The sequence below is a fragment of the Candidatus Eisenbacteria bacterium genome (assembly GCA_016930695.1).
In the GTDB taxonomy this organism is placed as follows: domain Bacteria; phylum Orphanbacterota; class Orphanbacteria; order Orphanbacterales; family Orphanbacteraceae; genus JAFGGD01.
This window is the reverse complement of the sequence record JAFGGD010000034.1, coordinates 302,498-328,022: the sequence shown is the minus strand read 5'-3', so window position 1 is coordinate 328,022 and position 25,525 is coordinate 302,498. Positions and strand designations below refer to the sequence as shown.

General features: G+C 64.5%; 27 protein-coding genes. 1 reads left to right on the top strand and 26 read right to left on the bottom strand.

Annotated features, from left to right (window positions below; genetic code table 11):
• Window positions 1-297 precede the first annotated feature (297 nt).
• The 21 genes from ahcY to JW958_08835 form a co-directional block, all read right to left on the bottom strand.
• Entirely contained in the window at window positions 298-1,569 is a 1,272-nt protein-coding gene (gene ahcY, locus JW958_08935) for an adenosylhomocysteinase (GenBank protein ID MBN1826378.1), read from the bottom strand.
• A gap of 167 nt (window positions 1,570-1,736) precedes the next feature.
• Window positions 1,737-2,714, bottom strand: a complete 978-nt coding sequence (locus JW958_08930; GenBank protein MBN1826377.1) for an NTP transferase domain-containing protein — start codon at window positions 2,712-2,714, stop codon at window positions 1,737-1,739.
• A 2-nt stretch (window positions 2,715-2,716) separates the two neighbouring features.
• Window positions 2,717-3,808: a bifunctional phosphoglucose/phosphomannose isomerase gene (locus JW958_08925; GenBank protein ID MBN1826376.1), complete on the bottom strand. Its 1,092-nt coding sequence runs from the start codon at window positions 3,806-3,808 to the stop codon at window positions 2,717-2,719.
• The gene (gene ptsP, locus JW958_08920; protein MBN1826375.1) at window positions 3,793-5,592 is read right to left on the bottom strand and encodes a phosphoenolpyruvate--protein phosphotransferase; all 1,800 of its coding nucleotides are present in this window, start codon (window positions 5,590-5,592) and stop codon (window positions 3,793-3,795) included. Before ptsP ends, JW958_08925 begins: the two co-directional genes overlap by 16 nt.
• Window positions 5,592-5,876: an HPr family phosphocarrier protein gene (locus JW958_08915; GenBank protein MBN1826374.1), complete on the bottom strand. Its 285-nt coding sequence runs from the start codon at window positions 5,874-5,876 to the stop codon at window positions 5,592-5,594. Before JW958_08915 ends, ptsP begins: the two co-directional genes overlap by 1 nt.
• 27 nt (window positions 5,877-5,903) lie before the next feature.
• Window positions 5,904-6,866 carry an HPr(Ser) kinase/phosphatase gene (hprK, locus tag JW958_08910; protein ID MBN1826373.1) on the bottom strand — a complete coding sequence of 321 codons (963 nt, stop codon included), beginning with the start codon at window positions 6,864-6,866 and terminating at the stop codon, window positions 5,904-5,906.
• Window positions 6,867-6,948: 82 nt separating this feature from the next.
• A complete protein-coding gene (gene raiA, locus JW958_08905; protein ID MBN1826372.1) occupies window positions 6,949-7,479 on the bottom strand; it encodes a ribosome-associated translation inhibitor RaiA in 531 nt (176 codons plus the stop codon).
• Between the two features lie 30 nt (window positions 7,480-7,509).
• On the bottom strand, window positions 7,510-8,961 hold the full coding sequence (gene rpoN / locus JW958_08900; protein MBN1826371.1) for an RNA polymerase factor sigma-54: 1,452 nt from the start codon (window positions 8,959-8,961) through the stop codon (window positions 7,510-7,512).
• A gap of 15 nt (window positions 8,962-8,976) precedes the next feature.
• Window positions 8,977-9,732 carry an LPS export ABC transporter ATP-binding protein gene (gene lptB / locus JW958_08895; GenBank protein ID MBN1826370.1) on the bottom strand — a complete coding sequence of 252 codons (756 nt, stop codon included), beginning with the start codon at window positions 9,730-9,732 and terminating at the stop codon, window positions 8,977-8,979.
• Window positions 9,725-10,273 carry an LPS export ABC transporter periplasmic protein LptC gene (gene lptC / locus JW958_08890; GenBank protein ID MBN1826369.1) on the bottom strand — a complete coding sequence of 183 codons (549 nt, stop codon included), beginning with the start codon at window positions 10,271-10,273 and terminating at the stop codon, window positions 9,725-9,727. The genes lptB and lptC overlap by 8 nt, the downstream gene beginning before the upstream one ends.
• The gene (locus tag JW958_08885; protein ID MBN1826368.1) at window positions 10,252-11,133 is read right to left on the bottom strand and encodes a lysophospholipid acyltransferase family protein; all 882 of its coding nucleotides are present in this window, start codon (window positions 11,131-11,133) and stop codon (window positions 10,252-10,254) included. Before JW958_08885 ends, lptC begins: the two co-directional genes overlap by 22 nt.
• Before the next feature lie 118 nt (window positions 11,134-11,251).
• A complete protein-coding gene (locus tag JW958_08880) occupies window positions 11,252-12,250 on the bottom strand; it encodes a KpsF/GutQ family sugar-phosphate isomerase (GenBank protein MBN1826367.1) in 999 nt (332 codons plus the stop codon).
• 29 nt (window positions 12,251-12,279) lie between these two features.
• Window positions 12,280-13,098: a 3-deoxy-8-phosphooctulonate synthase gene (kdsA, locus tag JW958_08875; GenBank protein ID MBN1826366.1), complete on the bottom strand. Its 819-nt coding sequence runs from the start codon at window positions 13,096-13,098 to the stop codon at window positions 12,280-12,282.
• A 20-nt stretch (window positions 13,099-13,118) separates the two neighbouring features.
• Window positions 13,119-14,753, bottom strand: a complete 1,635-nt coding sequence (locus JW958_08870) for a CTP synthase (protein MBN1826365.1) — start codon at window positions 14,751-14,753, stop codon at window positions 13,119-13,121.
• A gap of 26 nt (window positions 14,754-14,779) precedes the next feature.
• A complete protein-coding gene (gene kdsB / locus JW958_08865; protein ID MBN1826364.1) occupies window positions 14,780-15,565 on the bottom strand; it encodes a 3-deoxy-manno-octulosonate cytidylyltransferase in 786 nt (261 codons plus the stop codon).
• Window positions 15,566-15,668: 103 nt separating this feature from the next.
• Window positions 15,669-15,935 (bottom strand): 50S ribosomal protein L27, encoded by a 267-nt coding sequence (gene rpmA, locus JW958_08860; protein MBN1826363.1) that lies wholly within the window; start codon window positions 15,933-15,935, stop codon window positions 15,669-15,671.
• A gap of 22 nt (window positions 15,936-15,957) precedes the next feature.
• Window positions 15,958-16,296 carry a 50S ribosomal protein L21 gene (gene rplU / locus JW958_08855; GenBank protein ID MBN1826362.1) on the bottom strand — a complete coding sequence of 113 codons (339 nt, stop codon included), beginning with the start codon at window positions 16,294-16,296 and terminating at the stop codon, window positions 15,958-15,960.
• Between the two features lie 483 nt (window positions 16,297-16,779).
• Window positions 16,780-18,342 carry an Rne/Rng family ribonuclease gene (locus tag JW958_08850; protein ID MBN1826361.1) on the bottom strand — a complete coding sequence of 521 codons (1,563 nt, stop codon included), beginning with the start codon at window positions 18,340-18,342 and terminating at the stop codon, window positions 16,780-16,782.
• Entirely contained in the window at window positions 18,326-18,943 is a 618-nt protein-coding gene (locus JW958_08845; protein MBN1826360.1) for a nicotinate-nucleotide adenylyltransferase, read from the bottom strand. The genes JW958_08850 and JW958_08845 overlap by 17 nt, the downstream gene beginning before the upstream one ends.
• Window positions 18,940-19,713 carry an outer membrane protein assembly factor BamD gene (bamD, locus tag JW958_08840; GenBank protein MBN1826359.1) on the bottom strand — a complete coding sequence of 258 codons (774 nt, stop codon included), beginning with the start codon at window positions 19,711-19,713 and terminating at the stop codon, window positions 18,940-18,942. Before bamD ends, JW958_08845 begins: the two co-directional genes overlap by 4 nt.
• 29 nt (window positions 19,714-19,742) lie before the next feature.
• Window positions 19,743-20,834: a TonB family protein gene (locus JW958_08835; protein MBN1826358.1), complete on the bottom strand. Its 1,092-nt coding sequence runs from the start codon at window positions 20,832-20,834 to the stop codon at window positions 19,743-19,745.
• A gap of 169 nt (window positions 20,835-21,003) precedes the next feature.
• Here JW958_08835 and JW958_08830 point away from each other — a divergent pair, with 169 nt between their 5' ends.
• Window positions 21,004-21,441 carry a hypothetical protein gene (locus tag JW958_08830; GenBank protein MBN1826357.1) on the top strand — a complete coding sequence of 146 codons (438 nt, stop codon included), beginning with the start codon at window positions 21,004-21,006 and terminating at the stop codon, window positions 21,439-21,441.
• 22 nt (window positions 21,442-21,463) lie between these two features.
• Here JW958_08830 and JW958_08825 read toward each other — a convergent pair whose 3' ends face one another.
• The 5 genes from JW958_08825 to JW958_08805 form a co-directional block, all read right to left on the bottom strand.
• Window positions 21,464-21,832: a hypothetical protein gene (locus JW958_08825; GenBank protein MBN1826356.1), complete on the bottom strand. Its 369-nt coding sequence runs from the start codon at window positions 21,830-21,832 to the stop codon at window positions 21,464-21,466.
• Window positions 21,833-21,888: 56 nt separating this feature from the next.
• Complete coding sequence (locus tag JW958_08820; protein ID MBN1826355.1) at window positions 21,889-22,080, bottom strand: hypothetical protein; 192 nt, start codon at window positions 22,078-22,080, stop codon at window positions 21,889-21,891.
• A 127-nt stretch (window positions 22,081-22,207) separates the two neighbouring features.
• Entirely contained in the window at window positions 22,208-23,251 is a 1,044-nt protein-coding gene (locus JW958_08815; protein MBN1826354.1) for a C40 family peptidase, read from the bottom strand.
• A gap of 68 nt (window positions 23,252-23,319) precedes the next feature.
• Window positions 23,320-24,027 (bottom strand): ABC transporter ATP-binding protein, encoded by a 708-nt coding sequence (locus JW958_08810; protein MBN1826353.1) that lies wholly within the window; start codon window positions 24,025-24,027, stop codon window positions 23,320-23,322.
• Between the two features lies 1 nt (window position 24,028).
• Window positions 24,029-25,369, bottom strand: coding sequence for a TolC family protein (locus JW958_08805; GenBank protein MBN1826352.1), 1,341 nt, complete (start codon window positions 25,367-25,369; stop codon window positions 24,029-24,031).
• Between the last annotated feature and the right edge of the window lie 156 nt (window positions 25,370-25,525).

Genomic DNA, 25,525 nt, shown 5'->3' with positions numbered 1-25,525 from the left:
GGGGCGGGCGGAGGTGGGTCGGCGAGCGAGAAGAGGGAGGATGCAGAGCATCCGGACCGTGCCCCGAAGGGAGACCGGCGGGGGAAGGAAAGGCACCCTCACCCCCACCCTCTCCCGCAAGCGGGAGAGGGAGAAAACGATTTCGATTTGGATTTGGCTTTGGATACCGATGCCGATTGCGAATCGTATCTGTACCGGATACTTTTCACCTTCCCCGCACGTGAAAAGAGAGTCCGATATTTAAAAAGGCGCCCTCCCGTGAGGAGGGCGCCTCTCTTTTTTCCGCCGCGTGAAATCCTACGTCCCTTCGGAGTAGTCCTCTCCGTATTTCAGCTGCTCCTCGGTGAGACGGTCCACCTCCAACGCGAGTGTTTCCAGCTTGAGGGCGGCGATTTCCGCGTCCTGCTCCATCGGAACCGCATAGACACGATTCTCCAGAGTGCCCCGGCGGTCGATCAGGTACTTCATGGCGAGGAACTGGTTGGCGAAGCTCATGTCCATCACCTCGGAGGGGTGCCCCTCCGCGGCGGCGAGGTTGACCAGTCGCCCCTTGGCGAGAAGGTAGATCCGCCGGCCGTCGGCGAGGCGATACTCCTCGTTGTTCGTCCGGATTTCCCGCTTCGACTCGGCGAGTTCCTCCAGTTCGTCGATCTTGATCTCGCAGTCGTAGTGGCCGGTGTTGCACACCACGGCGCCGTCCTGCATGGAGGCGAAGTGACGGCCCACGATCACGTCCTTCATACCCGTCGCGGTGATGAACACGTCTCCCACCTTCGCCGCTTCATCCATCCGCATCACCCGGAAACCCTCGAGGGTCGCCTGGAGGGCGCGGATCGGATTGATCTCGGTGACGATCACCTTGGCGCCCAGCCCCCGGGCGCGTGTGGCGCAGCCGCGGCCGCAACGGCCGTAGCCCGCGACGACGAAATTCTTCCCCGCCAGCAAGACCGACGTGGCGCGCAAGATGCCGTCCAGGGAGGACTGGCCGGTGCCATAAACGTTGTCGAAGTCCCATTTGGTCTCGGCGTCGTTCACCGCCACCACCGGGTAGCCGAGAACTCCGTCGGCGGCCATCGCGCGGAGTCGCTTCACGCCGGTGGTCGTCTCCTCGGTCCCTCCCCACATGTCGGGGAGCATCTCCTTATGCCTGCTGTGAAGCGTGAAGATGAGATCCGCGCCATCGTCGAGCGTCAGGGTCGGTTTCAGTTCGAGGGTCTTTTCGATGGCCCAGTAAAACTCGTCCACGTTCATGCCGTGCCAGGCGAAGATGGGGATCCCCTCGTCGGCGAGGGCCGCCGCCACGTCGTCCTGCGTGGAGAGAGGGTTGCATCCGGACCAAGCCACCTCCGCGCCGGCGGCGACGAGCGTGCGGACCAGCACCGCCGTTTCCTTCGTCACGTGGAGACAGCCGGCGATGCGCGTCCCCTCGAAGGGGCGGGTTTCCGCGAAACGACGCCGCAGCTCCATCAATACCGGCATCCGCGACTCCGCCCAATCGAGCTTCTTACGGCCCGACTCGGCGAGACCGAGATCCTTGACCTTGTATCCGAGACCGGTGTCGGTTGCCATGTGCGTTCCTCCGAAGTCGCGCGCCGGCAGTCGCGACGCGCCGATGATCGGGACGCCGGGTCCCGGCGGTGATCCGCCGCGGCCGGCGCCGGTTTGTTTCTTTCGCGGTTAGGATAGCAGAAAGAGCGCGCTCCGTCTCCCGCGGTCCGCACCGGCTTCCGGGCGGATCAGTGGAAATCGACCTCCGACGAGTCGCCCACGTTCAGACGCTGGAAGGTGCCGCGCACCACCGCGCCCTCTCCGAGGAGGGAGTGGTCGAGGAGGAAGTTCTCCACCACGGCGTGGTCGTTGACGATCGAGTCGCGGACGATCGAATCGGTCACCCGGGCGCCGTCGCCGAGGGTGGCGTAGGGTCCGATCACGCTGCGGGTCACCTCCGCGGTGTGCGCGATGAACACCGGCGGAATCACGATCGACCCGGTCACATCCACCGGTTTCGCGCTTTCATCGAGGAGGAACCGGTTCGTCTCGAGCAGACTCTCCGGCTCTCCGCAGTCGAACCACCCGTTCACGGTCACCGCTCGAACCCTCTCGCCGTGACCGAGCATGCGCTCCAGCGCGTCGGTGATGTGGTATTCGCCCAGCGTCGTTTCCCCCTCTTCGATCACCTCCTGAAGCGAATCGAAGAGGACCGCGGAGCGGTGAAAATAGTAGATCCCCACGATGGCCAAGTTGGAAACGGGCAGGTCCGGCTTCTCGACGAATCGGGTCACGGTGTGATCCTTCACCACCACCACGCCGAAGCGGGAAGGGTCCTCCACGGCGCGGACGCCGATGGCGCTCGTCGGCCCGCCGATGACGGATTCGAAGTCCGCCTTGAAGATCGTGTCCCCCAGAACGACCAATACCGGTTCGTCCGGGTCCATTCTCTCCCGGGCGAGATAGACCGCGTGCCCCACCCCTTTCCTCTCCGTCTGTTCCACGAACTCGAAACGGATCGAGTAGTGCCGCTCCACATACCGCCGTATCCGTTCCTGTAGGTGGCCGACGATCAACACCACGTGGTCCACGCCCACCTCGACCAGCTCGTCGAGAATGTGTCCCAGAATCGGTTTCCCGGCCACGTTGAGAAGCGCCTTCGGAGTCGATTGGGTGTGCGGCTTCAAGCCCCGCCCCTCGCCGGCCACCGGAATGATCGCCTTCATGGCTAACGCTCCCCCCCCTCACCGGCGGATCGGGAAAGCCCCCCGTTGCCGGATAACTTCGCCTTTAAAGCTACGATGCGCTCCACCGGCGTCGGGTCCACCCCGCCGGCGAGCGCCAGATAATAACTGACGAAATCCCCCAAATAGACTGCGCGGAAGATCCTCTCCAATGCGTCCGCTCCGGACATTCGCACCGGAAGAAAACGGGCCGCCCGTCCCCGGATCATTTCAACCGCCGCTTCCATCCCCTCCCTCACCCGCGGGGGATCGCCGTCTCCACGAAAGAGGATCAGGCTGGTCAGCGAAAAGAGCTCTTCCGGGCGGGACCAGCCGACGATCTCGTTGTGGTTCAGCTCCGGAAAGGAGGCGCGATGGGAAAAGGTCTTGGCGTTTTCCGCGAACTGGCCGCACCAGCGGATCGCCGCCGGCTCCGTTTCGCCGGCCGCGTGGTAGATCACCGGGAAGGTTCCGAGAAGCGACTCGGCCAAACGGGCGGGCTCGCAGCGCTCCGCCCCTTCGTCGCCGGCATAGCCCGGACGGAGCTTCTCCAACGCGCGGCGGGCTCCATCCATCGAACGGGCGCCGCCGGTGAGGATGCCCGCCTTCTCCAGAAGGAGCAGAGGAGCGACGGTCAGCCAGCCGATCGCCGCCCGCGGGGGGAAACCCCCGGGCACGTCGACGCGGAAGAAACCGCGCCGCTCCGCGTATTCGGCGAGCGCGCCGCCGGAGGAAACCACCGCGATCGCGGCTCCCCGGTCCGCCGCCTCCGCCGCCGCGGAGAGTGTCTCCTCGGTGTTTCCCGAGTAGCTGACGGCGACCGCGAGAGTCCCCGGGCCGCACCAACCCGGCGCCGCGTACCCTCGTATCGATTGGATCGGCACCGCCGCGGCGTTTCCGGCCGCGGCCCGAACGATTTCGCCGCCGATGGCGGAGCCGCCCATGCCCAGAATCGCCGCGTTCCGAAAGGGTCCCTCCGGCACGGCGCCGTCCGGAAAGGCGCGGAGCGCGTCGCCGATCTGGTCCGGCAGATCGCGAATCCGCTCGTACATCCCCTCCCGGTCGAGCCGGTCGCGGAGTTTCATCCACCCTCGCATCGGGTCGTCTCCTGGGATCGCAGCTCCAGTTCGTGTACGTAACTTTCGACCGCTTCCCGCGCCTCGGCGGCGGAGGGAAGGTCGATCACGCGATCGGCGAGTTCTTTCGCCTCCTTCGTGTCGAGAAGACAGAAGATTCTCTTCAGGTCCGGGATGAGATAGGGATGAACCGAAAGGATACGAGCCCCGAGCCCGACCAGCAGAACCGCGCCGAGGGGCTCTCCGGCCATCTCGCCGCAGATCGAGACGGGAATCCCCGCCTCGCGCCCCACGTCGATCACGCGGCGGACCATCGCCGAAATGGCGGGATGGAAGGGATCGAAGAGATAAGCCACTTTGATGTTGTCCCGGTCCACCGCAAGGCCGTACTGGATCAGGTCGTTGGTTCCGATGCTGAAGAAATCCGCTTCCTTGGCGAGGTGGGGGGCCAGATGGACCGCCGCGGGGGTTTCGATCATCACGCCGAGTCGATAGGGACCGGTGACGTCGTGTCCCTCGATCCGTAATTCTTCGCCGGTTTCGGCGATGATGCGCTTCGCCTCCCGTACCTCCTCGAGTGTGGAGATCATCGGAAGGAGGATGGAGAGGTTCCCGGTCTTGGAGGCGCGGAGCAACGCGCGGATCTGGGAACGGAAAAGGTCCTTCAGCTCCAAAGAGACCCGGATCCCTCTCCAGCCGAGCATCGGGTTCTGCTCGAGAACGCCGCCGAGCGGATCGAACACCTTGTCCCCCCCCACGTCGAGCGTGCGGAGCACCACCTCCCCCGGCGAGAGACGCCGCAGGATCTTCCGGTAGATGCTGGTCTGCACTTCCTCGCGGGCCATGTCGGCGTCCCGCAGATAGAGGAACTCGGTGCGGAAGAGGCCGATCCCCTTGGCGCGGTGCTCCACCGCCAGGGGAACCTCCTCGGGCACGTCCACGTTCGCGAAAAGATCGATGGTGACGCCGTCCCGCGTCACCGAGGGAAGATCGCGAAGCCGGAGTCGCTCCCGGGAGATCTCCCTGTAGCGGCGCTGCCGGCTCAGCGCCTGTTTCAGACGCTCCGGCCCGGGCCGAACCACCACGATTCCCTCGCTGGCGTCGACGATGACCCTCTCCTTGTTTCTCACTTCCCGCAGGAGACCCTCCACGCCGACCACCGCGGGGATCTGCAGCGAGCGCGCCATAATCGCGGTGTGCGACGTGCGGCCGCCTCCGAGAGTGGCCATCCCTTTCACCTTGCTGCGCGGGAGTTGAACGGTCTGGGAAGGGGTGAGGTCCTCGGCGACCACGATCACGCCCTTCTGGATATGGGCGATGGAGCGGCTCCCGCGGCCGGCGAGATTGTGCAGCACCCGCCGGCGGACGTCCTTCAGATCCTCCACCCGGTCCCGGAGATACTCGTTCTCGATCCGGGAGAGGTTGACGATCGCCTCGGAGAGGATCGCTTGAAAGGCGGCGGAGGCGTTCCGGCGTTCCTCCCGGATCCGGCGGAACGTCCCCTCGAGCATGGTCTCGTCCTGGAGGATCATGAGCTGGGCGTCGAAGATCCGCACCAGCTCCTCGCCGATCACGGAGCGGTAGCGGGTGCGGATCTTGCGGATCTCGTCGCGGGTTCGATCGAGGGCGCGGCGGAAACGTTCTTCCTCGGCGGGGATCTCCTCGGGGGCGATCTCCCGGTCCTCGACGGGGGGCTCTTCCTCCCCCATGATGAAGACCTCCCCCACCGCCACGCCGGAGGAGACGGAAACGCCGCGGAGCAGGACCTCCCCTCGCTCCTCCCGTTTCTCCCTCGAGCCGCTCATCACGCCTCCGGGTCCCCCATCTCCTCGCCGAAACCACCCTCGATGAGGGCGCGGATCGCCGCCATCGCCTCCCCCTCGTCCGGTCCCTCGACGATCACGTGCACCCGGCAGCCGAAGCCCGCCTCCAAGGCGAGCATGCCGAGAATGCTCTTACCGTTCACCTGGCACGACCCGTTCCGGAGGGACACGCCGGAGGCGAAGGCGTTCGCCGTCTGGGCGATCTTCTCCGCCGGGCGGAGGTGGATGCCGAGCTTGTTGCGTATCGCAAGTGTCTCTTCGATCATGCTCGCGTCCCCGGCCGGGCGGCGGCCTTAACCAATCGTCTCCGGCGGCTTCCACTCGCTGCTGTCGCCCCGCATTCTGCCGATGATCTTCCGGTCCAGCTGCTCCGCCGGCCGGAGCCCGTGCAGCCGGAGCAGATGGTTCATCGCCACCACTTCCACGATCACCGAGATGTTCTTTCCCGGAAGGATCGGGACGGTGACCACGGGGATCTTGAGCCCCAAAATAGTGGTCATCCTCTCCTCGAGGCCGAGCCGGTCGTACTCCACGTCGGCGCCCCACTTTCGCAGGCGCACCTCGACGCTGATCCTCTTGTCCCGGGTGATGGCGCGCACCCCGAACATGCGGCGCACGTCGATGATTCCCACGCCGCGGATCTCCATATGGTTCCGGAGGGGTTCGCTCGCCTCGCCCCGAAGCTCCTTCCGCCGCCGCACGGCGATCACCAGGTCGTCCGCCACCAGGCGGTGTCCCCGCTCGACCAGATCGAGCGCGCACTCGCTCTTGCCGATCCCGCTGGGTCCGGTGATCAGCAGGCCGACGCCGTAGACGTCCATCAGGCTCCCGTGGATGTGCGTCCGGGGGGCGAAGGCCTCGTCCAGGTACTGCGTGAGCTGATGGATGAAAGGGGTGGTGGAGAGCGGCGTCCGGAGTACGGGCACGCCCCCCTTGTTTCCCCGCTTGGTCAGGTACTCGGGGAACCGGAGCCCCTTCGCCACGATCACGCAGGGGATGTTGTGTTGGAAAAGCCGGTCGATCGCCTCCAGCCGTTCCCTCTCCTCCAGGCTCTCCAGGTAGAGCATCTCCGTTTCGCCTAGGATCTGGATCCTCTCGGCGAGGAAATTCTTGATGAACCCGGCCAAAACGAAGGCGGGCCGGTGGATGTCGCTCACCGTGATCGGACGGGCCGATTCGACGCTCTCGGTGAGCACTTCGAACTGAAACTCGTCCTTCGTTCTTTCGAACAACTCGGCTACGGAGATGCCTCGCACCGGTTCCCTTTCCCGGCAACGCCGGTCGCACCGGCCGATCGCCGGCGCGGCATCACGGCGCCGCCCATCCCTTCCGGATCCCTCAGACTTCCACGACGCCGAAATTGCCGTCGTTCCGGCGGAGCACCACCGTGACCCGTTCCGTCGTCGGATCGGTGATGAGCATGTAATCTTCTCCGCTCTCCTTGAGGAGCCGTATCGCCTCCTCCACAGACAGGGCGTCCGGGGTCACCTCGCCGGACTGAAGCACCTCCAGCGCCTCTCCGTCCTCCGACTCACCGGGACGAACCACGTCCACCCTGGCGAAGGGATCGCGCTCCATCCCCTTCCGGCTTCGGACCTTGTCCTTCTGCCGCCTGAGTTGCACCTCGAGCTTCTGGATGACCATGTCCACCGAGGTATACATGTCGTCCGACTCGGTCTTTCCGTTCAAGGTGAACCCTCTCCCGTTCAAAGAGATCTCGGCGATGTGGCGATACTTCTCCACCGACAGCACGACGTGGGATTCGAGGATCTGCACCCCGTATTTGCTCAGCTTCTCCAAACGCTCCTCGGTGTGCTCCCGCAGGCCCTCTGTCAGATCGAAATGGCGTGCCGTGATCAGGATCCGCATCCGTCCTCTCCTTTCCGGGCGACGATTGGATCAAAACTCCTTGCGATAACGGGCGGAAAGGATGCCCATCTGTTCGCGGTATTTCGCCACGGTCCGGCGCGCGATGATGAGCCCCTCCTTTTTCAAGATATCCACGATCTTCTGGTCGCTCAGCGGTTTCTTCTTCTCTTCCTTCTCGACCATTTCCCGCACCCGATCCTTGACCCGTTTGGCGGATACGTCCTCGCCGGAGTCGGAGCGAATGCCGGAGGAGAAGAAGAACTTCAGTTCGAATACGCCGCGCGGGGTTTGGACGTACTTGCCCGAGGTGACCCGGCTCACGGTGGACTCGTGCATGCCGATCTGCTCCGCCACCTGTTGGAGCGTGAGGGGACGCAGATGCCGGATCCCATGGTCGAAGAAATCCCGCTGGTTCTCCACGATGGCGTTCATCACCTTCACCATCGTCCTTCGCCTTCTCTCGATCGTGTTGATCAATTGGTTGGCGGCGTTCAGCTTGCTGCGAATGTAGTCCCGCGTCTCGTTGTCGGATCGGCCGCCGTCGGAAAGCATGCTCTCGTAGGCGCGGGAGACCCGGAGCCGGGGAACGTTGTGGTCATTCAGATAGACCACGTACTCTTCGTCCACCCGGTCCACCACGAGGTCGGGGGCGATGTAGCGCGGGTCTTCCGCGCTGTAGAGCATGCCGGGCCGCGGGTTCAACCGGCCGATCTCCGCCGCCGCCGCCTGGATCTCCTTGGGCGTCGTCTTGAGCTTCTTCGCCAGATCCATGTAACGGTTCTGCACCAGATCGTCGAAGTGATCGTGCACGATCCGCCAGACCCGCGTGTCCCGCCTGCCGTCCTGGTCGAGCTGGATCAGAAGGCATTCCCGGAGGTCCCGCGCTCCTACGCCGGAGGGATCGAAGGTCTGCAGAAGGCGGAGCGCCTTCTCGACCTCCTCCACGGACGCGCCGACGCTCTCCGCCGCCTCCTCCACCGAGAGGGTCAGGTAACCGCGGTCGTCGAGACTCCCGATCAGGAATTCGCCGATCCGCACGATCTCCTCGTCCTCGGCGACGATCCGGAGCTGGGAGAGCATGTGCTCCGATAGATGAACCGTGGTGGAGGGGACTCGCTCGTAGTGATCGTCGGAGAGGGGTTCCTCGTTCTGCCGGTAATTGCCGTACTCCTGTGGAGAGTGAAAGTACTCGTCCCAGTCGATTTCCTCGCGGCTCTCGTCGCCCGCCTCCGCCTCGCGGTCCTCGTCGGGCTTCTCCTCCTTCTCCTTTTCCTTCTCCTCGGCGGCGAGGCGCTCCTCGGGAGTCTCCTCCAGCTCGTCCACCTCTTCCAGAACCGGATTCATCATCAGTTCCATTTTGAGGATCTGCTGGAGTTCCAGCGACGGCATCTGCAGGAGCTTGAGCGCCTGTTGCAGCTGCGGCGTCATGACGAGCTTCTGCGTCTGCAGCATCCGGAGCTGGAGTCCCGCCTTCATTTCCATTGGGTCCGTCTCCCGCTACAAACGGAACCGCTCGCCCAGATAAATCTCCCGGGCCTCGCGGCTCTCCGCCAAATCGTGGGCGCTCCCCGACAGGAGCACCTGTCCTTCATACATGATGTAGGCGCGATTCGTGATCGACAGCGTTTCACGAACATTGTGGTCCGTGATGAGCACGCCCAAACCTCGATCGCGCAGCCCGGCGATGATCTCCTGGATGTCCTGTACCGCGATCGGATCGATCCCGGCGAAGGGCTCATCCAGCAAGAGGAAGGAGGGCTCGGTGGTCAGCGCCCTGCTGATCTCGGCGCGCCTTCTCTCCCCTCCGGAGAGCGTGTACGCTCTCGACCGGGCGAGATTCCGTATCCCCAGCTCCTCCATCAACTGATCGGCCCGGCGATGCCGTTCCTGTCGGTTTAGAGGGAGCGTTTCCAGTATGGCGTGCAGGTTCTGCTCCACAGTGAGCTTACGGAAAATGGACGACTCCTGGGGGAGGTATCCGATGCCGAGCCGGGCGCGGCGATACATGGGGAGATCACCTATCTCCTTGTTATCCAAGAAGATGTGGCCTCGCTTCGGCCGAATCATCCCGACGATCATATAGAAGGTGGTGGTTTTGCCCGCCCCGTTGGGCCCCAACAGGCCCACCACCTCGCCGCGGCGCACCTCGATGGAAACACCGCGCACCACCTCACGGCCGCGATACGCCTTCACCAGGTTGTCGGTCCGGAGCGTTTCCCAGCGCCGGCCCCTCTCTTCGGATCTGCTACCCATCCTCCTCCTCGACCGTCCGGGCGATCACGTCCCGCCGGATCTCCGTATGCTCCAGCCCGGGATCGGTCTCCATTCCGTAACCCGTGATCCTCTGGTTCCCCCGAAAAATAGTCACGAAAGCGTCCGTGTAGATCCGCTCTTTCTTGTTCTCCCAACGAACCCAGTCCGTCTCCAAACGAACGCCGTCCTTGTTCACGATCACCACCGAACCGCGCGACTCCATGTCGCTCGTCCGCCGGTCGATGGTGCCCCAGTCCGCGGTGAGAGTGGAAGCGTACCGCTCCTCTTCGTCATAAAAGTCGACGATGACGCCGTCCGCTTCTACCCTCTCCGGCTCTTCGTAATATCGGATCGTGTCGCCGCGAAAGGTCCAGGCCATCCGTCCGAGCCGGTACTCGACCCACTTGCGGACCTTGGTTTCCTGCGAGGGCAGAGGCGCCGTCCCGGTCTCACCGACCGTCTCCTCCTCGCCGCCGCCGCAACGGAGCGTCGAAAGGAGCAACGCGAGGACGATCGCGATCAGGCGTTTTCCATTCCCCATCGGTCGTGCATCCACACCCACTGCGCCGGCGCCCGGAGGATGTAAGCCTCCAGTGCGCGGGAGCAGCCTTCGGTCCACTCCGCCAGTTCCGTCCCCACCGGCCGCCTTCGCGGAAAAACGAGGGGGCGGTCCACTTCGATCCGATAACGGTCCCCGTTCACGCGCCAGCACGCCATGGGGAGCACAGTCGCTCCGGAGGCGGCGGCGAGCCGCACAGGCCCGGCGACGGTGAGCGCCGGCCTGCCGAGAAAACGGGTTTCCACTCCGCCGCTTCCGGAGCGGAGGTCCATCAGGAGGCCGATCATCTCCCCCCGATAGAGAACGCGCATCGCCTCCCTCGCCCATCCCGGGTCGGAACGGAACAGGGAGTGAACACCGTGCCGCTCCCGGAGCCGCACCAGCCGCTTGTCCAGGCGCGGGTCGAAGAGGGAACTCGCCAACACGGTAAGAGGAATCCCTCTTCTGCCGAGGCAGGCGGAGAGGAGTTCCCAGTTCCCCAGGTGGGCTGTTACGCCGATCACGCCTCGCCCCAAGCGGAGCGCCTCGTCGACCCGTTCGATTCCCGCGAACTCCACGATCTCTCGGGGATCCTCATCTCCACGCCGGTCGAGCCGCGCCAGATCGACCGCGTTCCGTCCCAGTTCGCGGTAAACCCGACCCGCGATCCGGTCCGCCTCTTCTACATCCCCATAGACCAGTCGGAGGTTCCTTCTTGTTCTCGCGCTCCCTCCCCTCTCCGCCATTTGAAACAACGCTCCGCCCACTGTGAATAGACGGAGCGCCACGGAACGGGGCAAAGCCCGACCCAAACCCATGGCCGTCCGGATCGCCTCGGAAGCGATTCTTGTCCGGATCGCCAACGCATCCTCCTTGCGGTATGCCTCGTGGAAGAATCCCTCTCGGTTCGTTCCTCTCCCCGCACGATCAAGATACAAGGGGTGGGCGACGCGTGTCAAGCAAGGCTTATGCCAAATGGAATTACTCGGTCACGCCGCTCTGCAGACAAGCGTAGTGATGCAAGAACCCGATCGGTCTACCGGATTGATCCGTAACCAGTAAGCACGGTAAAATACTTTTCGGGTCGTCGGTCATTTTCTTGAGGGCTTCCGCGACGAGTGAGTCGGGACCGATGGTCTTCGGGTTTCGGGTCATCATGTCCCGGGCCCGCAGTCCTCCCGTCTCCTCGTGGCGGAGAAGGATCCGTTTCAGATCGCCGTCGGTGATGATGCCGGTCAGGGTTCCCTCGTCGTCCACCACCCCCGTCGCCCCGACCCGTTTCTCCACGATCTCCATGAGCACGGCGCGCATGTCCGCGTTTTCCCGCACCAGGGGGACGCCGTCTCCGTGGAGCATCAGGTCCTCCACGCGAAGGAGGAGCCTTCTTCCAAGCACGCCGCCCGGATGAAATCGGGCGAAGTCATCACATTTTAGACCTCTAAGGTCGAAAAGCGTGACGGCCAGGGCGTCCCCGACGGCCAGGCTCGCCACGACGCTCGCCGTCGGCGCCAGATTCAGGCTGCACGCCTCCGGACCGTCGCCGATCCTCAGGACTTCTGTCGCGAAACGGGCAAGCTCCGAATCCGGATTCGCCGTGATCAGGATGATCGGAACCCCCAACAGGCGGAGCGAAGGGATGAGCCGGAGCAATTCCTCGTTCCCGCCGGAACGGGAGATCGCCACCACCACGTCTTCGGAACGGACCATCCCCAGGTCGCCGTGGATCGCCTCGACGGGATGAAGGTAGTAGGCGGCGGCGCCGGTGGAATTGAATGTGGCGGCGATCTTCCGCGCCACCAATCCGGATTTGCCGAGCCCGGTCACTACGATCTTGCCGAGCCCCGTCCCCTCCGGGTCCTCGGGCCGCACGACGGCACGATGCAGGATCTCCACCGCTCGCGCGAAGGCGCCGTCGATCCTCTCCTCCGCCTCCCGGATCGCCTCCGCCTCACGCCGGCAGACCGCCCGCGCCCTCTCGATACAGAACCGCTCCCGGTCGTCCTTCTCTCTCAAAGCTTCTCCGCCTCCAAACGGGCCCGGTGGATGCCGAGAAGCCCGGCGAGCAACGGCTCGAGCCGGTCCAAGGGGAGCATGCTGGCCGCGTCGCACAGAGCCTCTCGCGGCTCCGGATGGGTCTCGAGGAAAAGGGCGTCGCAGCCCGCCGCCACGCCGGCCCTCGCGAGAAGGGGGATGTGCTCCGGCGTCCCCCCCGCCGGATCGGCGCTCGGTCGCCCGTACACACGGACCGAGTGGGTCACGTCGAAGACGACCGGGTAGCCGTGCCCCCGCAGAATCGAAAGGGATCGCATGTCCACCACCAGCTGCCGGTAGCCGAAGCAGGTCCCCCGCTCGGTCAGAAGGATCGCGTGGTTGCCTGCGGATTCGATCTTGCGCACCGAGTGGATCAGATCCTCCGGCGCGATGAATTGGGCTTTTTTCAGATTGATCGGCTTCCCCGTTCGGGCGGCGGCGAGAAGCAGTTCGGTCTGTTGGGAGAGGTAGGCGGGGATCTGGATCACATCCAGCACATCCGCCGCCGCCGGCACCTGGGCGGGGGTGTGAACGTCCGAGAGAACCGGCACGCCGAACTCCCTCTTGACGCGGTCGAGGATCGCGAGCCCCTCCTCCAGGCCGGGCCCGGGGAAGTGCTCCACCGACGACCGGTTGTCCTTTCGATAGGAAGATTTGAACACGAAAGGCATGCCGAGCCTTTCCGCCACATCCCGAATCCTTTCGGCGGTGCGCAAGGTGATGTCGCTGGATTCGATCACGCAGGGGCCGGCGATCAGGCAGAGGGAGCCCGGCTCGCCGAACACCCGCCCGGCGATGTCGACCCGTCGGGGTTCTTTCACGTTTTACCTCCCTCCGGCGGGGCGGATCGCTCCGCCGCGCGCCGCGCCGCGGCGGCCACGAACCCCGTGAAAAGCGGATGGGGCTCGAGGGGCCGGGAACGGAACTCGGGGTGGAATTGGCTCGCCACGAAGAAAGGATGGTCCGGAATCTCCACGATCTCCACCAAGTCCCGGCCGTCGCAGATCCCGCTGTCCTGGAGACCGTGGGAACGGAGGGCAGGACGGTGGTCGTCGTTCACCTCGTACCGATGGCGGTGACGCTCGAACGTATGATCCGATCCGTAGAGCCGGGCGGCGAGGCTGCCGGGTCTGAGAGCCACCTTGCTCGCGCCGAGCCGCATGGTCGCGCCCATCCGATCCACCGTGCGCTGCTCCGGCAGCAGGTCGATCACGCGGTTCTCTCCTTCCGGATCGAACTCTCCGCTCGTGGCTCCGGCGAGACCGCAGACGTGGCGGGCGAATTCGATGACCGCCACCTGAAGGCCGAGACATATGCCCAGATAGGGAACACCGGCGGTGCGGGCGTATCGGACGGCTTCCACCTTTCCCTCGATCCCGCGCGCGCCGAAACCGCCGGGCACCAGGATGCCGTCCGCCTCCTCCAGGCGCGCCCGCTCCTCCGCGCCGCTCAGTTTTTCCGAATCGACGAGGACACTCTCGACACGCACGCCGCTCGCGATGCCGGCGTGGATGAGCGCTTCGTGGATCGATTTATAGGCGTCCACCAGGTGAACGTACTTGCCGCAAATAGCGATCCGAATCGTGCGGGCCGGCGAGTGGATCTTCGCCACCATCCTCTCCCAGTCTTCGAGTTCGGGCGCGCCCAGAGAGAGGCCGAACTGTTCCACGATCACCCGATCCAGTCCCTCCCGGTGGAGCATGAGCGGCACCTCGTAGATCGAGGATGCGTCCCGAGAAACCATCACGTTCCTCTCCGAGACGTTGCAGAAGAGGGCGATTTTCGCGCGCAGATCGTCCGGCAGGCCGTGGGCGCTTCGACAGACCAGGATATCCGGCTGGATTCCGATCCCGCGCAACTCCTTGACGCTGTGCTGGGTCGGCTTGGTCTTCATCTCCTGGGACATGGGCAGGTAGGGGAGCAAGGTCACGTGCAGAAAGCAGGTCCTCTCCTTTCCGAGCTCGAGCCGGAGCTGCCGGATCGATTCGAGGAAGGGGAGGCTCTCGATGTCGCCCACGGTGCCGCCGATCTCGGTGATCACCACGTGAGCCTCGGCGTCTCGCCCGAGCCCCACGATCCGGCGCTTGATCTCGTCCGTGATGTGGGGGATCACCTGGACCGTCACGCCCAGGTACTCGCCGCGCCTCTCCCGGGAGATGACCCGGTCGTAGATCTGCCCGGTGGTGGCGTTGTTGGCGCGGGTCAGGCTCTCGCCTGTGAACCGCTCGTAATGGCCGAGATCCAGGTCCGTCTCCGCCCCGTCGTCGGTAACGAAAACCTCGCCGTGCTGGAAGGGATTCATCGTGCCCGGATCCACGTTGATGTACGGGTCCAGCTTGAGAAGCGTGACCCGCATCCCGCGGGCCTTCAGAAGCATGCCGAGCGAAGCGGAGACGATCCCCTTTCCCAACGAGGAGACCACCCCTCCGGTGACGAACACGTATCGGACCATCGATCGACGTCTCCCCGTCTATTGCCTTACGATCCCGACCCTCGGGCGCTTCCGGTCCTGTCCGGCGACCGACCCTCCTCGCGGGCGATCCGTTCCCCGGCGGCCCGCAGATCCTCTTCGGTTTCGATCCCGTGAAACGGGTCGGGATGAAAACCGACATAGATCGCCATGCCGTTCTCGAGCGCCCTGAGCTGCTCCAACCCCTCCCCTTCTTCGAGAGGCGACCGGGGGAGGGAGACGAAACGGAAAAGGGCTTCCCTCTGAAAGATGTAAACCCCCACGTGTTTCCAGACCGGCGCGCCGCCGCCGCGCCAACGGTGCGGAATCGGCGACCGCGAGAAGTAAAGGGCCCGGCCCTCCCGGTCCACCGTCACCTTGACGACGTTCGGGTCGGCGAACTCCTCGTCCTTCTCCAGGGGAACCACCAGCGTGTGCATCGGCTTTCCGGGATCCTCCAACATCGGGCGGACCGCCCGGTCGAGCGCCTCCGTCGGCAGGAAAGGCTCGTCCCCCTGGATGTTGGCGATCACCTCGGCGTCCACGCGCGCCGCCGCTTCCGCCACCCGATCGGTCCCGGTGGGATGGTCCGGCGACGTCATCCGCGCATCGTATCCCGCCCCTTCCACGAGAGCGCGGATCTCCTCGTCATCGGTGGCGACCACGACCCGGTCGATCAACCGGGAAGAGGCGGCGCGGTCGCAAACCCGGAGCACCACCTCCCGGCCGCCGATCTTTTGGAGCGGCTTCCGCGGAAGACGCGTGGACCCGATCCGGGCCGGTATGATCGCCACGGCTCTGCGCTCGGTGCTCATGATGTTTTTCCCTTAAAAAGAAAAGGAGGGGACAGAAATCCCCTCCCCGTATTCGGGATCGTTTCCTCGCATCGGCCGACGGACGATCCGGTCATCCCCTCCCCTACTCGTTCGGTTCGGAAACGACGATGTGGACCACCTTCCGGTCCCGGCCCTGACGGACGTATTCAACCACGCCGCTCTCCTTGGCGAAAAGCGTGTAGTCGCCTCCGAGACCGACGTTCCGGCCCGGGTAGATGCGGGTGCCGTGCTGCCGGACGAGGATTTCGCCGGCATGGACCCTCTGGCCGCCGAAACGCTTCACGCCGAGGCGCTGGGAATTACTGTCCCGGCCGTTTCTGGAGCTTCCCACTCCCTTTTTATGCGCCATGATGTACTCCTCTTCCGGATCTCTATTCGGCGGGCTCCTCGGAACCGCCCCGCTCGATCGCCAAGATACGAAGACGGGTGTTATGGCTCCGGGACCCGATCAAGCGGCGATATTTTTTACGCCTCTTGAATTTATACACAAGGACTTTCTCGCCCCGTCCGTGGCCGACCACTTCCGCCTCGGCGCGGACGCTCTCGATCGTCGGGGTTCCCACGTGGCGGGAACCTTCCTCGTCTTCCCAATAAAGGACCCGGGAGAGTGTTACTTTCTCCCCCACGTCCTCGATGCGCTTCGGAACTTCGATCTCGGCGCCCGGCTCGACCCGAAACTGGAAGCCCCCGGTTTCCACAATCGCGTACACGTTCCGACTCCTCTCCGTCCGAGCTTCTCGGGTGTCGATGGGGATCGGTGCGGCGCTCGCAGCCGCGACACAGGCCGCACCCAAATGAACCTGAAATTTATATCACCCGCGTCCCTTCCTGTCAAGCCCTCGATCGTTCCCGCGGGCATTCTCCCTCCCCCCAATCGCACCGCTCCGCCGACGGGCAAACAAACCCTATCTTGTTGTTATTATGCGGTTTACACTGATTCGTTCTTTTGAATTCGGTGGACAGGCTCTTTCTCTCTCTTATTCTTGTTCTCTCTCTTGCTCTCTCTCTTGCATTGACCCGCGGGCCGAGGAAGAATCCGTCGCGAGGTCTCAAGGAAGGACCGGTGAGGTCGTCCTGGACAAGCCCGCTCCCGGAGTCGTAGCCAAAGCTACGATGAGGAAGCGGGTGAAGGAAGGACGTCCTCACCGGCCCTTTTATTGAAACCGCAGTAGGATTCCTCCTCGGCCCGCGGGTCAGAAGGTGACCTGTTCCGACAGGTCCTTCCCCGACTTCACCCCGAACACGCGGATCTCCTCCCGATCCAGCGACGGGTCGTCCGCGATTTCCGCGCGGATCCGGAATCGCTTCTCGATCGCCTCGAGACGACCGGCGTTCTCCTGCAGAAACGCGACCGCGACGTCCGGATGAAGACGGACCCGCACATGCCTCTCCCGGCAATAGGTGGAAACGCGGCGAAGCGTCCTCTCCACCTTCATCGCCAGCGAGGGGAGAGAGAGCCGCTTTCCGGTTCCGCCGCAGTGCGGGCACGGGGCGCTGAAATAGTGCAACAGGCTGGGGCGAACCCTCTGGCGCGTCATCTCCACGAGGCCGAGTTCGCTCACCCGAAAAGCCTTCGTCCGGGAACGGTCCCGCCGGAGGGCGTCCCGGAGCGTCTCGACCACCCTTTCCCGGTTCGATTCCTTTTCCATATCAATAAAATCGATCACGATGATGCCGCCCACGTCGCGGAGACGAAGCTGCCTCGCGATCTCCTTCACCGCTTCCATGTTGGTTCGGAATATCGTCTCTTCCTGGTCCCGTTCGCCGATGTAACGCCCCGTATTCACGTCGATGGTGACCAGCGCCTCGGTCTGCTCCAGGATGATGTAGCCTCCCTGCTTCAGCCAGATTTTGGAAAGAAGCGTTTTCTCCACCTCGTTTTCGATCTCGTAGGCGTCGAAAATCGGCGTCTCTTCCTGGTAGAGGTGCACCCTCTCCTTGAGTTCCGGCGCCGTGGAACCGAGGTATTGCAGAATCTGCCGGTATTCCTTCTTGGAATCGATGATCAGACGATCCACTTCCTCGTTGAACAGGTCGCGAATAAGCCCGGTGGTGAGCCCCAACTCCTTGTGCAAGACCGACGGGCAGGGGAGCTTCTGCTCCGCCTTCCGAACCTTCTTCCACACGTTGGCCAGATAGCGGATGTCCGCGGCGAACTGGCGCTTGTCCTTCCCCGCCCCCACTGTTCGAACGATGACGCCCATCCCCGCCGGCGTGAGCTCCTGCACCAACCCCCTCAGTCGCGCCCGCTCCTCCGCGTCCTCGATCTTTCTGGAAACACCGATTTGGGGAATGCCGGGCATGAGAACCACGTACCGCCCCGCGAGGCTGATCTGCGTGGTGACCCGCGGACCCTTGGTGCCGATCGGTTCCTTGGTCACCTGGACCACGATCTCCTGCCCCTTCTTGAGGAGTCCCTCGATGGAGACGTCCCGGGGAACCTTGCGCGTCCGCGATTCGTGCCGTTCGGCGACGCCGCCCCCCTCCGCCTCCATGCTCTCGGGATCGGGCATGACCATGTCGGAGACGTGAAGGAAAGCGGTCTTCTCGTGGCCGATGTCGATGAAGGCGGCCTGCATGCCGGGCAACACGGCGTTGACCCGCCCTTTGTACACGTCGCCCACCTGTCGCGCCGATTCGGCCCGCTCGGGGAGAAACTCCACCAACTCGTGGTCCTCCAGAATCGCCACGCGCGTTTCGTTCGGATTGACGTTCACGATGATCTCGGTATAGATCCCGTCATCCCGCCGCGCCATCACCCCGCTCCTTCCTCTCGACGTAAAGACCGTGCCGCTCAATGTAATCGCGAACCGCGTCCGGGACCAGATAGCGTATCGATTCGCCGCGACGAACCTTTTCACGGATCGCCGTCGCGGAGAGATCGAGCCGAGGAGTCGCGAGCACGCGCACCCTCCCGCGGCGGTCGCCCGGGGCGCGTTCCGGATCGAAACCGGGGCGCGGCGCCACGACCACCTCCGCTTCCTCGAGAATCGCATCCGGCTCCCGCCAGGAACCCAGATCGGCCAAGCTGTCCGCGCCGATCAGATAGAGCGGGCGCCCCCCGTTTTCTTCCCGGGCGATCTGCCGGATCGTGTCGACGGCGTAGGATCGCCCCTCCCGGTCGATCTCGACCCGCGAGACGGCGAATCGATCGTTTCCGAGAACCGCCAACTCCACCATGCGGAGCCTCTGCTTCGCGGCGGAGAGACGCGCCCCCCCCTTGTGCGGCGGCGTTCCGGCGGGAACGAAGAGAACTCTCTCCGCGCCCAGTTCATCCGCCGCTCCCTCCGCCAGGGCGAGGTGGGCGATATGGATCGGGTCGAAAGTCCCCCCGAAGATGACCGTCCGTCCCGTCACGAATCCTCCTCCGCTTCCTCCTCCAGGCGACGCCCGATCTCCTTCAGCCGCTTTTCCCCCTTCTCCGCCCAATCCGAACCGGGATACTCCTCCGCCAGCTTTCGGTACGCCTCCGAGGCGGCGGCGTAATCCTTCTGCCCCTCGTGGCTCCGGGCGATCTCGTAGATCGCCTCGGGGACCAGCGGGGTGTCCGGGTACTCATCCAGAACGATCTGAAAATAGAAACGCGCCGCGGTGAAGCGCCGGAGCTTACGGTAGGTGACGCCGTTTTGGATCGTCTTGCGCGCGAACTGCGTGCGCGCCTCGAGACGCTTTTCCCGGGCCTGTTCCGCGAGATCACTGTCCGGGAAACGGGCCAGGAAGGAGTTGAATTGCTCCAACGCTTTCTCGTTCCACTCCTGGTCCAGCTGCGGCTTCTTTCGTTGCTCGGCGTAGCAGAGTCCGATTTCGTAGGCGGCGTCGTCCACGAACTCGGAGCGGGGGTGGCGCCTCTGAAAATCCTGATACTCCAGGACCGCCGCCGGATAATCCCCCTGCGAGCGATAGGAGCGGGCGATGCCGAGCCGCGCCCTCTCCTCCCACTCCGTTCCCGGGTAGGCGCCCACGATGATCCGATAGGTCTCGAGGGCTTCCCGCTCCTTGCCTCGACGCAAATAGTCGTCCGCCTTTTCGATCCGCGCCGTCGGATCGGTGACCGGCGGGATGGACCCGCCGCCGCACCCGGCGCCGATCGAAAGGAGAACGAAGAGGAACAGCTTCGCTCTTCGCATGCTTTCTCCGTTTTGCTCGGGGATTCCCGTCAGTTACCGGCTTGATTGGCGTAGAAAAGGACGATCAGCCCGCCGATGACCCCGGCGACGGCCAGCGGCTCGATGATCCGGCCGCCTCCGCTCTCGGGCATCTCGGGTCTGGCGAAGGGGAACTGGTCGGTTTCGAGAAAACGGATTGCCCCGAAGGGGACTCGATCGGTGACGAGGTGCTCCGACGATTCGGCCCAGAGCAAAGTGGACCCGTCCATCAACCGGAAGTCGATTCGGGTGCGGGCGAGCCGGTCCACCCTCTTCGGACCGAACCACAAGCGCCGGGAGACCTGCGGATAGCGAAGCTCCATCTCCGAAACCCGGTAGTGGAGCACCGCGCCGGATCCGGGCTCCGCTTCGTCCACGATCTCTTCACTCCCGGCGACGGTCTCCTCCTCCGGCTCCTCGGCATCTTCCTCGTTCCCATCGAGCAGCACGCCCTCGACGGTCGCTTCGCTGCAGTCATCGCCCGCTTCCGGAAAATCGAACCGCATCCGGAGCGCCGCGTTGATCGGCTCGCCGTCCTTCTCGGCGGGCGTGAAACGGTACGCTTCCACGCCCTCGACCACGACGCTTTCAAACGCCTGGTCGGTGCTCTCCTCCACGACCACGTTGGCCACCGCTCCCACTTCGTTCAACAGAAGCATGACGGTGACCGTTCCTTCCAATCCTTTCCGGCACGCCTTGCCCGGGTAAGGAATCCCCCCGCCCACTGTCTGGACGGGCGCCTTGTCGTACTGGCCCACAACGGGACCCGTAGCGGCGCGTTTACCCGGGCTATGCCTGCGAAACGTCGCCCTCGGCGACGAGTCGAGTTCCAATCCGAAACCCAGCTTCCCGAGAGCCCCGGCGACCTCGTTCTCCACGAACCAGTCGATTTCCGATGGGGACTCGGAGTGGAGGCGGATCGGTTCCGTCCCGTCCAAGGGGAGGTTTCGGAACGCTTCCAGAACGGAACCCCGAACGGCCAGCTGCATGAACTCGACGTTGCTCAGTATCGAGCCGTCCGGAGGGCCGCCGGCGACGGCGACTCCCCGGAGGAGCGGCAGGACGAGAGCGAAAACGGCGAGTGTTCCGGCAATTCGTTTCATGAGCTTCTCGGGCCTCCTGACGGGGTTCCGGTTCAACCGATTTGAACCTAACAATATGCAGCGTCCGGAGTTTCCGTCAATAGAAAAGGCGTAAACCCCGGGCGCGATCGGGCCGATGATCGGTACAGAGACACGCTCGCAGCCCATTCATCGTTAAGGAGATCAGGGGATGACGCCGACCAGCGACATCGTGCAGCAGATGTTCATCAACCTCGCCAAGCTCCGCCTGGAGCCGGAGATCATCGAGAGGATCACCCCCGTCGTGGACGGGCTGATGCAGAGGCTGAAGGGGAACCTGGACCTCTCCACCGAAGAGGGGTGGAACCGCCTCCGGATCGCCCTCTGCGGAATGTTGGCCCACGGCTGGGCTCTCGGCATGTCCCCCTTCAACAGCCCGGCCGAAAACGTGGACGGAGACCCGATCGAGGTCCGCGTCTCCCGGGACATCCTCGCGCCGATCGAGGTGCTCCAGTCGATCCGCTACGCCAAGAAGGATTCCCACGGAAGGATCCAGAAGGTGCTCTTCGAGCCGAGCGCGGAGGTGCGCGTCAAGGAACAGATCGACAGCATCCTCCGCGAAGTGGAACAAAAGCACTGGAAGGAATAAGGGCGGACGCACCGAGGCGACGTTACTCGCTCCAGTCCGGATCGCCGGACAGAATCGAGCCGTGGCCGCCGGGGCTCTCGAGCGTGTAACGACCCACGTCATCCATCCAGAGGCGGTACAACTCCCGCGTGGTGGGGCAGACGAAGGTGTTTTTGTCCCGCACATAGAAAGAGAGCTTGTCCAAACGGTCCGTGTAACGGCCGTTGTCGTGGTAGTACAGCTCCTCGGCCTGGGCGATCCACTTCATCTGTTGCCGCGCCTGTTTCTGCTCCTTGAAGACCCGATTCCGATGCACGATCGAGATCTGAATCAAGAAGATCAACAAGAGAATGGCGAGAACCACCGCCAAGTCGAGCAACATGAATCCGGCGCGTCGCAGTCGAATCTTCATCGTTGTACAATCTCCCTCACGAGTCACCATACTATAGGCGGCCCCGCCGCGGTCCGTCAACCGGAATTCCCCGGTTTCCGATCGATCTCCTCGTAGTCCGCGTCCTCGATCTCCGGCTCCTTCCGATCGTACTGGTCGCGGAATTGCGGAGGCGCCGGAGGCCTGGACCGGCGGAAATACCGGTAAATCCCCAGTAAAAGCCGAAGGACGATCGCCAGCAGAAACAAGCGTAGGATCAAAAGCGGCATCGCGGCACCATCGTTCGTCGTTCCTCGTTTCCGGCGCCGGCCGCTTCGCCGACGGCCGCGCCCGCCTCCTTCCGGTCCAGTATAACGCCCCTTCCCGTTCGGTTAAACCGGCACGGGCCCTCCCGCGTCACGCGTCCAGACCGGGGATCCGCCCCGCGCCCCGGTAGCTCTCCCGGAGATCCTTGCGGTAGGAGGGCGAGTCGGGGCGCAGAGATTGCACGCGCACCCAGCCGGAGGCGTGGATGAGCTGGGCTCCCCCGAGGCTGACGGCGACGTGGGTGACCCGGTCGCCGCCGAAGAAGAGCAGGTCCCCTTCCCGGCGCCGGGCTCCTTCCCGCAGAGGGGCCGCCACCCGGCACTGCAGGTCCGCGTCCCGAGGGAGTCGGATCCCCCAGGCGCCGAACACCCTCTGGACGAGCCCCGAGCAGTCGATCCCGAATGTGGATGTCCCTCCCCACAGATAGGGAACTCCGAGGAAAATCCGCGCGGTTTCCACGATCCGGCGCGGCGCCGGCTTCCCCTTCGATCCGTCCGTGGGGGCGCACTCCTCGTTCCGCACCCAGCCGACCGCCCCGTCCGGCAGCTCCACCCCGGTCCATCCACCCCGGCGCGCGCGGGAGAGGAGGATCGACCCGAACACCGCCTCGCGGACGGGAAGGGACGTTTCGGAGGGGACGGCGTGAATGAGGGCGCGCCTGGTTTCGATCCGGATCAGGGGGGAAGGCTCCCGATCGGTTCTCCGATCCTGCCTCGCCTCGGCAAGAGTGCCCCGGTGGGCGAAACCGACGTAGCCGTCTTCGACACGAACGGGGAGCCAATCCGCGCCGTCGTCGTCCAGGAGGGTCAGTCGCTCGCCGAGGATCGCCTGGGTGACGAGGGGGGAGTGAAAATCGGGGCGATCGTGAAGGCCGGCCACGGGGGCGGAAACGACCCAAGCCGCGGTCCCCTCTCGGGGGAGAAGCCGGATCCCGTCCCGGGCGGGGACCGCCGAGGCTCCGAGCGCCTCCCGGAGAAGGTCGAGCGCTTTCGAGGAGGTGGTACGCCCCTCCAGGGCGATTCCGTCGCCCCGTGCCGCCGCCCGGACCTCCCAGAGATCGAAACGGAGGTCCAGGGAGCCCCGGGCCCGTCCGATCTCCCTTTCCGCCAGCTCCAGAGCCCTCGGGTGGTCCAAACGCCCCTCCTCCTCCCGAGGAGGGCGGTCCCCCTCCCCCGCCGGGGAATGCCGTCGCCGCGTCCCGGTCAGGAGACGCCTTCCCGGACTCGGTCCTCCTCGATCCGGCCGTCCCTGAGGCGGATGATCCGGTCCGCTTTCGCCGCGATCTCCTCTTCGTGCGTCACCAGAATCACCGTGTTGCCGGCGGCCCGTATCGACTCGAACACACTCATGATTTCATCGCCGGTAGCGGTGTCCAGGTTCCCCGTCGGCTCGTCGGCGAGGATGATGGACGGGTTGTTGACCAGCGCCCGGGCGATGGCGACCCTCTGGCGCTGTCCGCCCGAAAGCTCGCTCGGCCTGTGGTGCGCCCGGTCCGTCAGGCCCACCGCGTCGATCGCTTCCGACACCCGCCGGCGCCGCTCCTCCTTGGAGATGCCGGCGTAGATCAGCGGCAGCTCCACGTTCTGGAATCCCGTCGCCCGCGGCAGCAGATTGAAGGTCTGGAAGACGAAACCGATCCGGCGGTTACGGATCGCCGCCAGCTCATCGTCCGAAAGGATGGAAACGAGCGTGCCGTCCAGATGGTACTCCCCCGACGTGGGCGTATCGAGACAGCCGAGGAGGTTCATCAGGGTCGATTTCCCCGATCCCGAGGGGCCCATGATGGCGATGTAATCGTTCCTCAGGATGTGGAACGAAACGCCCCGGAGCGCGGGCACCGTAAGCGAACCGAGCCGGTAGGTTTTCACGAGGTCCCGCGCCTCGATGAGCGTGTCTCCCTTCGACGCCAATCTATTCCCCCTCGCCGATCGCCCTCATCAGCTCCGCGCGTGCGGAGAGGTAGTTGTAGCGGGCCTCGACCCGCCCCGCCTTCGCCTCGGCGAGCGACGCCTTCGCCTGGATCAGGTCGAGGATCGCCACCAGCCCGTGTTTGTACTTCCCCTCCGAGACCCGGAGGTCCTCGTCGGCGGCGGCCACGTTCCGCTCCGCCACTTCCATCTTCTTGGCGCTCTCCTCGATCACGAGGATCGCGTTCTGGATCTCCAACGCCACATTCTGCCGGGTCGCCTCCAAGCCCCAACGGGCCGATTCCACGCCCGCCTTCCTCTGTCCGATCCGGGAATAGGTCCCCACGTCGAAGAGGGGGACGGAGAGGGAGATGCTGGCGGTCCAGTTGTTTCTCTCCTCATCGAACAGATCGGCGCTCAGTTCGTCGTTGTTCCAGCCGTATCGGAAGCTGCCGTTCAGAGAGGGGAGGTGGCTCCCCCAAGCGGCGCCGACGCCGTCCTTGGACGCCTGGAGATTCTCCTCCATCTCGCGGAGATCGGGTCGATTCTCCATCGCGCGCTTTAGGCTGGTCCCGAAGTCGGGGATTTCCGGGTTCACCTCGTCGACCCGCTCCACGTGGATCGGCAACGTCACGTCCAGTCCCATGTAGCCGAGCAACGCGGCGCGGGCGACGGCGAGGTTCTTCTCCGCCGTGATGACGTCCAGCCGGTTCGATTCCACCTGGGCGCTCGCCTTGAGCACGTCGGCGATCACGCCGGCGCCGACCTCCTTCATCTTCTCCGCCAGTTTCAGCTGCTCCTGGCCGACCTGGAGGTTTTCCAGCGCCACGTCGAGAAGATCCTCCATCTTGAGCAGGTTGTGACATCCCGTCCGCACCTGGTAGACCAGACTCTGGCGGTCCGCCTCGAATCCCGCCCGGTCCGCGTCGCGCATGTTGCGCGCCTGATGGATCCCCTTGATGCCGGACCAGCTGAAAAGCGTCTGACTGAGCTGAATGCTGGATGAGTAAAAGTTGTACTTGTCTTCGTCGATGCCGGGACGATAGAGGGTATAGCTCGCCTGCTTGGTTCTCGATCCGCTCAGGCCGAAAGAGAGGTTCGGGAGAAAGGTGGAATAGGACTCCCACACGGCCCTCTCCGTGGAACGCACCGACTCGCGGCCCGAGCGGAGACCGGGATTCGTCTCCAGCGCGACGCGGACGCACTCTTCGATCCGGATCGGCTTTTCCTCCCGGATCCGGCGGAGAAGATCTTCGGTTCCCGTCGCGGCGGCCCGCGCCGGCGCCGCCATCGGGAGAAGCAGAAGGACGGCTACGAGGAAGACGGAGGTTCTCTTCACGGTCATGCAAAAACTCCTTCCCGTGACGAGGGGGCGTTCGTCGCCCCCCCGGGACATCGGCTGATCCACCTGCCTCGTACTACGACAGGTTAAAAAGAGCGGTTTCCTAAAGTCCAGCACGGAATTCGGCCGCCGCTCCCGAGAGATAGACGAGCGTCCGTC